The following is an 8635-nucleotide window of genomic DNA, read 5'->3' on the forward strand; positions in this document are numbered from 1 at the left end:
AATGCGAACATTTACAAATCTAACCAGCACTATTATATATGGAAACAACAAGAAGTTCGCATAAAATGGAAATTCGCATAACACACCACCGTACATGCGGTTCCGCATACGGCGGTTCCTATTTTGGGTGCCATTCGAGATATGACCCCATCAGCGTTGGATAGCCTGCTTGGTGCAGTTTCTTTGATGAAGCCGCAAGGTGCATTATCGGTGAGCCACTGACCCTCCAATATCCCTTAACATACCCCCATCTTCTTGCATCATATTTGTTGATGCCACATCGGACAAGGTTCTTTATTCTTGTCTTCGGGAGTTTCCAAGCTTTCCATATACACATGCGGATTCTACGCCTTAGCCATTCGTCTGTTACACGTAAGAGACACTTCATATCGGCAAGGTGATAATAGCCGACCCATCCTCTTATGTATTCTTTCAGCTTTTGCTTTCTCTTGGCATATCCCCAACCATTGCTGCGACTTGTCAGTTCTTTCAACCTTGACTTCATCTTAGCTTTGGACTTTGGATGTACCGTGAGTTGGCATTTGCCTTTCATCATATAAAAGGAGTAGCCGAGGTATTTCACTCCACGCACATACGACACTACGGTCTTTTCCTTGTTGACTTTGAGATATAGAGTTTTCTCTATAAATCGGGTTATAGACTCCTTCACTCGCATTGCAGCCCTCTCGGACTTGCAGAGTATCATCGAGTCATCTGCATAGCGTACAAAGGGAAGCCCTCTGCGTTCAAGTTCTTTATCCAGTTCGTTGAGCATGATGTTACTCAACAACGGACTTAGCGGTCCTCCTTGAGGAGTCCCTTCCTCGCCCGCTTCGAACAAGCCTTTGTTCATTACACCACTTCGGAGATATTTGTGTATAAGACTGACAACTCTGCCGTCTTTTATCGTACGGCTGAGGATTTCTATGAGTTTGCTATGATTCACCGTGTCAAAGAAGCGTTCAAGGTCAAGGTCTACTACATATATGTAGCCTTCGTTGATTATCCTTTGCGCTCCTCGCAGTGCGTCGTGGCATCCTCTTCTCGGACGGAAGCCGTAGCTCGTCTTGGAGAATTGGTTCTCATAGATGGGAGTCAGTACTTGGTTTATGGCTTGTTGCACCAAACGGTCTACTACTGTAGGTATTCCCAACAGGCGCTTCTTGCCATTATCTTTGGGTATTTCTACCCTTTTCACTGGGTTCGGACGGTAAGAACCGTCCATCAAGGAACGGATGAGCACGTCCTTATTGGTCAAGAGCCATGGGAGCAGCTGCTCACATGACATCTTGTCGATACCACCACAGCCCTTGTTTCTCATTACAGCCTTGTAGGCTCGGTTGAGATTTGCAGGACTAAGGATTTGCTCGAAAAGGTGTTCCTTGTCGAATGGTACTTCCACGATGTTGTCTTCACATATCCACATGAAGGTCTGCACTCCCACATATCCTTCGGATTCCGTCCTATCCTTCTGAGGGCAGCCCTTGACTTCTGCCAATGTTTTCTGCATTCTTTCCTTCATAAGGTACGTTTCAATTACTATCGTTTAATTTATAGGTTCTGCCCTTCATGGAGCGTTATCGAGAACTCCACTACTATGGCATCTGCTGACTTCTCACGGCAAGCTTTACTCCACTTCTTTCGTAAGAAAAACTATTTGAAGTGTCCGTGAGACCTCCTCGGATAAGAGCATTGTCTTTCCATCTTATACCCACTTCATTTACACCGACCGTTCCGAATAGCTATAGGGCTTTGGTTTGTTATGCAACCTTACCCACGGTCATATGCCTTGTATGAAGTTTCTGTTCGTTAGGTCAGATGTTTGCCGCCGGCTTCTTTCAGATTCCAACTCACGATGGACACCTTTGCCTTTGGCTATGTAATTCCCGCTATTAGGGCTTACTCGGGACTTGCACCCGTTAGACAATGCTCATGCCGAACATACATAAAGTGAGCAGTCGCTGGTATGATGCCAGCGTACTGCCCACTATCGAGAAAGAGTTTATTATTCAACCTTTTTCCGAGAAACGATTCGAATAAGTTCATATCTGATGTTACCAGAATCCTGTGGCGGGTTGGCATACGTTGTCTTCTTCACAAGAAGCTCGTACTCATAACCGCTTTCAAAAGTAAAGCCTGAGATTTCTTGGAAAGATACACATCTCCATTGGGGCCTTTTTTCTAGGATCCGCATACCTTCAACAAAATCATTTCTAGGAATATTCTGATATATCCTGGTCTCTGCAGGAACATAGTTTATTTAGATGTGCCTGACCAATATTCGTAGCTAGAGGCACCAATGCTTAAAGCCTGATATATTATTTCCTTATCTGCTTCAGAAATTTCCTCCGTATTCTTTACTGCTTCAATGTATTTATTTATAATAAACTGAACATCATCCACATTATCTGGGTATTTCTCAAAAATCTCAAAGAATAAATTCATGACTTTAGCTGGTGTATCGTTACCATCTGTCTTTATATATTCTCCTTTAAGTGAACTTTCAATAGCTTTTTCTACTGTATTTTCCATCTCATCTTCAAGTTCTTTTGAAGATAGTATCTGAAGTTCTTCCTTTGAAAGATATTGTAAAATCTTCTCTTTATTGAAATTGTTTGTTTCCAAATTTTTGAGAATAGCGTTATGTTTAGCACCAATCTCTATATCTTTCTTGTCTAAATTATCAAGTTTTATTTGCGTAGGATAATTATCCTTAATCACTGCTTCGTTCTCTAAAGCAGGGACATATGCAGCTGCGACTTCCATAGGCTTTAAAGAGATGTTGTTTTTCTCTACCCCTCTTGTTGCATAAGCATCGGACAAAATTCTATGTGCCTTGTATGAGGAATAACCACCTACTACGACAGCACCTATGGCGGCTCCTACATGAGGATGTCCAATTATAGCACCGACTTTGGCTCCAGCGCAACCACCAGAATAACCTCCAATTATATCTGAACTAACTACACACATCCAATATAAAATACGGCCGGCTCCTCTGGTCTCTGGCTTTGTCATTGAAAGGCTGTCATTAAAATGTGACATTTGAGCAACAATGTCATTTGAGCCATTGTTCATAGTAGCGGTGTCGGTTACTTCTATCATATCATTGCTACATGAAACTGTAAGAAGCATAACCATGCCTAATGTAATTGTACTAAACTTTTTCATTTTTTAATTTATTACTTATTTTAACTCCATTTGTTCCCAGAACTCACTGCTTGAAGCGGCTATGCTTAAACCTGAGTAAATATTCTTCTTATCTACGTCTGAAATCTCATTTGATTTTTTTATAACTTCGATATACTTATTAATAATATACTCAATATCGTCGTTGTTATCTGGATATTTCTGTAAAATCTCATAGAAAAGGTTCATTACCTTTGTCGTCACATCATCTCCTTCAATTTTAAGGATATCATTATTATTGGAAATTGCACTCATTGTTTTGTCAAAAACTTTTTGATATTCATCCGAATTGATGACAGCCAGTTCTTCTTTAGTAAAGCAATCCTCAACTTTCTCTAGTTTAATATCGTTATCTATCAACTTCTTTAGAACTAGATTATGCTTCGCACCCATAAGAGTTATATCCTTATCCTCAATAGGATAATCCACAATAATATCCTTAGGAACACTATTCTCAATATTTCCTTCTTTAAGCACAGATGCATATGCTAGAGTTGCTTTCTGTGGAGTCATGTCCATTTTAAGCGCAGCTCTTGTCCAATATGCATTAGCGTAAGCCATATAAGAACCGCAACCAGCACCAACAATAGCTCCAATCACAGCACCAGCACCAGCTCCGGCTGGAGAAAAGAAAGACCCGATTCCAAAACCAGCTTTGCCTCCGCTGACACCACCGGCAATATCAGCTGCTATAACCTGAGCACGCTTCCAAGCTCCAGGCTTAATCCAACCACGAGTTTGGATTTTACTATTAATTGCACTATCATTGAAAGCACTTATTTTAAGTAATAATTCAGATTCTAGAATATTGTTATCTGCTTCTGTAGCATCACTTATCTTTTCGTCATTACTACAAGAACAGAAGACCGTGCAAAGTATTAAAAACAACATTGCATATGTTAACACTTTTCTCATCATTTTATTTTTTTAATGTTATTACTTGAACCTAATATTATAACAAGGTAAATTATCGGGAATATAATATAATCCCAGTCCTTTCTGATATAGCAGTCAATAATCATAAGAATTAAGACCAATGAAAGTATAAAAACCAAGCTGTAAAGAATTCTTTTTAAGTTCATAATTAGTAATAGGCAAAATATTATGCCAATTTTTAATAATATAGGTACATTTAGATTTGATATAGCCTTTCGTTTTAAGGCCAGTATTTAAATGACTATACATTAAGTCATTTTCATGTTTCACTATGGACTGTAGTACATCACCAAATAATCTTTTAATTGAATATCTACTCTTAAAGCTTTTCGATCTCCGCTCCTTTAATTCAGTGTGGTCTGCCTCAATTATTCCGGAAATGTATTGATGTTCTTTTTTAGTATTCTATCTCGAACTCTCCCTCGTAGGTGTTTCCGTCGTTGGTGAACACTATAGAGAATACCCCGCTTTGACATAACCATAGGTCAATGTAGATGATTGTATTTGAGGAGCAGTTAATTACATCTTGTGTTACGACGTTGCCATACTCATCATATATATAATACGTGAAATCCCCGTCTGAAATAGAGGTCACCTTTAACTGATGATTATCCTTATCAAGATAAACAGTTAATGGGATACTGAAATTAGCGGGAGCCTTAGTCGGTTTGGCATTTCCGTCAAGTTTAGGCGCATACTTGCGATATAAGTTCACTTGTGAGATACCAAGAGTGTTTGACCATGCGCTCATACTCTGCATTATTAAGGCAGTCAGAATTGCCACTAAATAAATTTTCTTTTTCATAAATTTAATTATTAGAAGTTTAAATTTCTGGGTGCAAAATTACATCGAAATCATAATGCTAAAGAAAATTTTTAGTTTCATAGTGTTTCTTATATGTGTTAAAATATGTTACCCCCCCCCCCCCTTTCAATGTCATAAATTTTTGATAAAAAGTATTTTTTTATTTTTTGAGGGAAAATGCTTCTCTTGTTTCATATCAAATCTTTCGGAAACATCAAGAAACATAAATAATGCAAAATACTTCCTCGTTTCGCAGTTTTTGATTACCTTTGCAGCCAAATTAAAGACAAAGAAACATGAATGACAATTCAATTTTGTGTATACTCGTATCTTTGCTGCTTGTATTGATGTCTTGCTCCAAGCATGACTCACTAAATGAGATGGAACGTATTAAAGAGATTGGAAACGACAATCCACAGAAGGCTATTTCAATGCTTGATTCATTGGAGATGGATATTCGTGAAAGTAGCGAATATGTCAGGGCCAAATATGACTTGTTGAAGATTCGCTTAAATGACAAGGCAGACAATCTGCCCAGTTCAGACATAACCGTTAAGAGGCTTGTGGATTATTTTGAGAAAGAAGGCTCTCTGTCTGAAAAGCAGGAAGTAAACTATTATGCAGGAAGTGTTTATCGCGATTTGCAGGACACTCCTCGGGCTATGGAATTCTTCTTAAAGTCTTTAGAATATGCTAATGAAGGAAATCGATGTGATTCGATAATGCTGCGCAATGCATATTCAAATTTAAATTATTTACTCTTTAGAGTGCAAAATTTTGAAGAAGCCTTCCGGATGGCAAAGCACGAGCTTGATTTGTGCAATCAAATGAAGATGGACGGTATCGTACCTTATATGCATATGGGGGCATCTTATCTTGCATTAGGCAAGTCTCAACAGGCCAGCTCATATTTTGATTCAGCATATAGACAGATAGAAGAATCCAAAGCTTTTTCTCAAAATCGAGCTACACTTATTCTTCTACTCTGTAACTACTCTGAATTGGGTGAAACACAAAAGGCAAGGGTGTGTTTATCACGAATCGAGGATAATCCGCTGGAACATTTCTCCCCATTCGCTTGCTTGGCATTTGCACAATACTATGAATCAATAGGCAAGACAGATTCTGTAGCCATTTATTGCAAACGTATCCTCGATGATGGAACTGATTTGAACAATATGTATGATGCGGCAAAAATGCTGTGCCGCTTGTACAACAGAAACGGAGACACCAAGAATGCAAGCCATTATGCAGGAATCTATATGCAGCTAAGCGACTCCCTGGACTTCGGCAAGAGACAGGAACTGGCGTCTACAGTCAACAATGAATTCCAATATCATCTTGACCAAAAGAAAGAGCAATCATTGAAAGACGAGCGAGATAAATACAGGAATACGCTCATCATGGTACTCTTAGCAGCCATCATCCTTGCAGGACTCGGTTATATCCTGCATGTCAGAAGGAGAAACAAGCATCTTCGCGAAATTGTGGCATTATCATCTACTCTGCAGAAAATCTCTGATAATGACAAACAATTGCGTGCAGATATAGAAAAGAAGGAACAAGAGCTTATGCAATCAAGGAAATCGCTGGAGAAATCATCAGATGAACTGACGAATGTGAAGCGTGAACTTCTTCGTGTGAATGTAGAACTGTCTGATTATAGCGCAGTCCTCAAAGAGAAGGAGCAGCAACTGGCAGAGAAGATGGATCAGAACAAGACGTTCATCAAGTTGCTGCACAAGTCAGACCTGGAAGGAAAGTCAGAAGATGTTATTGATGCCATCAAGAACACTTCAACAGGGAAGAAGAATATGAAAACTGCGGACTGGAGGCAACTATATCAAGCCGTTGATGAGCTTTATCCCTTATTCAGAGACAGACTCTTAAAGGAACTTGGTCACTTCAACGAACAGCAGATGCAGGTGTGCTACCTTATGCGGGCAGGACTCTCAAAAACACAGATTCAGAACATGACCAACCTCTCGCGTGTTACCATCTGGCGATGGGTGAAGAAATATGATTGGGTGATGACACCAGACGAGGATTCAGTTTCGTGATACAGCTTAAGACACAATAAGATGAACCGATTAACGTTCCGAAATTTAGTTAAAGCATCATCTAAATTTTGTCAATTCAACAATTTATGTTATCTTTGTAGGCACGATAGCGTTCTTTGAGAGCAAAGCAAAATGAGTAAGAATGGGGAACTAAGGTGGTTCCTAAATCGTTACCTATGCCACTCGGCAATTCTGTAACACATTGATTTTCAAACAAGAAAGAAATTCTATATGTCTTGCGACGTGATAAGTAATGTGCTTGGTGATACCGGCTTCCTTCATCCATTCGCCCAACACCACTTCTACAGTAGTAGATGTTATCTGTAGCTGATGAAACACATCCTCATTCTCTTCTGTCTGCTTCGGCATCCATTTCAAGGCTTCATCCGACAGAGGCACAGTTACCATTTTCTTGGTCTTGTACTGCAAATGCTCCATATAGAGTGTCTTGCCATCGGCTGCGGTGTGTATATCATTCCATAACAAGGTCTTGATGTCACTATAACGAAGCCCCGTGAAGCAGGAGAAGATGAATGCTTTCTTCACTATCTCATAGCGGCATGGTGTCGCGATAGCCAGTTTCAGTTCCTCGATGGTCAGAAACTCACGCATGGAGTTATCTTTCTTCGGTTTCTCCTTCGGTTCGAGCAACTTGAACGGATTGCGGTCAATCTGCCCTTCCGCTACTGCTTTACTCAGAGCCGCTGTGATGCGGTTGACATAGATGCAGTAGGTGATGTTGCCCAAAGTCTTCTTGCCGTCATTGAAGGTGCAAGTCTTGAGAAAGGCAATGAACCCCTTGCAGAAGTCCCGGTCAACTTCCTTCAATCCCATATCGGGCTTACCTATATAATCAAGGTATTGCTCGACTCTCGCCTGTGCGTTGCGCTTCGACCGCATAGAACTCGGTTGCAGCCCGGTGTCTTCTGATGAATACTTGGTTAGCCAGTCCTTGAGGGGCATGTGTGAACGCTTCACTCCTTCCCAGTCCACCAGTCCTTTCGTCTGGATGTCGAGAATACGCTGCGCTTTAATCTGTTCAGCCAGCTTTCGGGTGTTGGCATTCTGCACCTTTGCTGCGGAATTTATCTCCGGCACGAGATAGTGCTTCAAGCCCTCACGCTTGCGCATACCCTTACTGTAGATGTCGAGATAGAGGCTGATGTTGCCATCACTGCGCCTTGCTTCGCGGATGCGAACAGGCTCTTTCAACTTGATTTCTGTCTTTTTGCGTCCCATTTTTTTAATTTTATTTCCGATGTTGATATTTGCTAATATATTGTAACGTGAGTTCGACGAAATATAAGTGCTTGAAAATTTGGTGATTAGCGAAAATTGTTGTAACTTTATAGTGTTGAAATACAAAGAATTACAAACAACAATCGCTATGATCACCGAGGACAAAGTTTTTCACTTCGTTCAAGGAAACTCCAGAATTATTTTGTATTGCAGATGATTTTTGCATGTTTTTTGATGCCATGATGGAAAAATATACACTGAAAGCAGATAAGAAACGGAAATATCACCGCAAGTCAACCATGTCAAAGGCAGAAATTATGGTAATCATGATACTGTTTCATGATTCAGGCTACCGTTGCCTGAAACATTTCTATATAGAAAAGGTATGCAGACATATGCGTCACCT

The 8635-nt window shown here is 40.1% G+C and carries 7 protein-coding genes and 1 pseudogene; 2 read left to right on the plus strand and 6 right to left on the minus strand.

Going from position 1 to position 8635, the window contains the following annotated elements; translation table 11 throughout:
- Positions 1-118: 118 nt before the first annotated feature.
- The 5 genes from ltrA to CIL02_RS10885 form a co-directional block, all read right to left on the minus strand.
- Positions 119-1522, minus strand: a complete 1404-nt coding sequence (ltrA, locus tag CIL02_RS10860) for a group II intron reverse transcriptase/maturase (RefSeq protein WP_094401645.1) — start codon at positions 1520-1522, stop codon at positions 119-121.
- Between the two features lie 483 nt (positions 1523-2005).
- Entirely contained in the window at positions 2006-2194 is a 189-nt protein-coding gene (locus CIL02_RS16985; RefSeq protein WP_094401646.1) for a DUF4377 domain-containing protein, read from the minus strand.
- A 62-nt stretch (positions 2195-2256) separates the two neighbouring features.
- Positions 2257-3171: a hypothetical protein gene (locus CIL02_RS10875; RefSeq protein WP_141210207.1), complete on the minus strand. Its 915-nt coding sequence runs from the start codon at positions 3169-3171 to the stop codon at positions 2257-2259.
- Positions 3172-3186: 15 nt separating this feature from the next.
- Positions 3187-4107, minus strand: coding sequence for a hypothetical protein (locus CIL02_RS10880; protein WP_094401649.1), 921 nt, complete (start codon positions 4105-4107; stop codon positions 3187-3189).
- Between the two features lie 415 nt (positions 4108-4522).
- The gene (locus CIL02_RS10885) at positions 4523-4876 is read right to left on the minus strand and encodes a DUF3244 domain-containing protein (protein ID WP_170935078.1); all 354 of its coding nucleotides are present in this window, start codon (positions 4874-4876) and stop codon (positions 4523-4525) included.
- A gap of 350 nt (positions 4877-5226) precedes the next feature.
- Between CIL02_RS10885 and CIL02_RS10895 the strand changes: the two genes are divergently transcribed.
- Positions 5227-6990 (plus strand): hypothetical protein, encoded by a 1764-nt coding sequence (locus tag CIL02_RS10895; RefSeq protein WP_094401654.1) that lies wholly within the window; start codon positions 5227-5229, stop codon positions 6988-6990.
- Between the two features lie 174 nt (positions 6991-7164).
- Here CIL02_RS10895 and CIL02_RS10900 read toward each other — a convergent pair whose 3' ends face one another.
- Positions 7165-8229 (minus strand): site-specific integrase, encoded by a 1065-nt coding sequence (locus tag CIL02_RS10900; protein WP_094401656.1) that lies wholly within the window; start codon positions 8227-8229, stop codon positions 7165-7167.
- A gap of 148 nt (positions 8230-8377) precedes the next feature.
- On the opposite strand from CIL02_RS10900, the pseudogene CIL02_RS16990 reads away from it, so the two are divergent.
- Positions 8378-8635, plus strand: a pseudogene (locus CIL02_RS16990) (IS982 family transposase); the annotation flags it as partial.

The organism is Prevotella sp. P3-122 (genome assembly GCF_002251365.1).
GTDB lineage: Bacteria > Bacteroidota > Bacteroidia > Bacteroidales > Bacteroidaceae > Prevotella.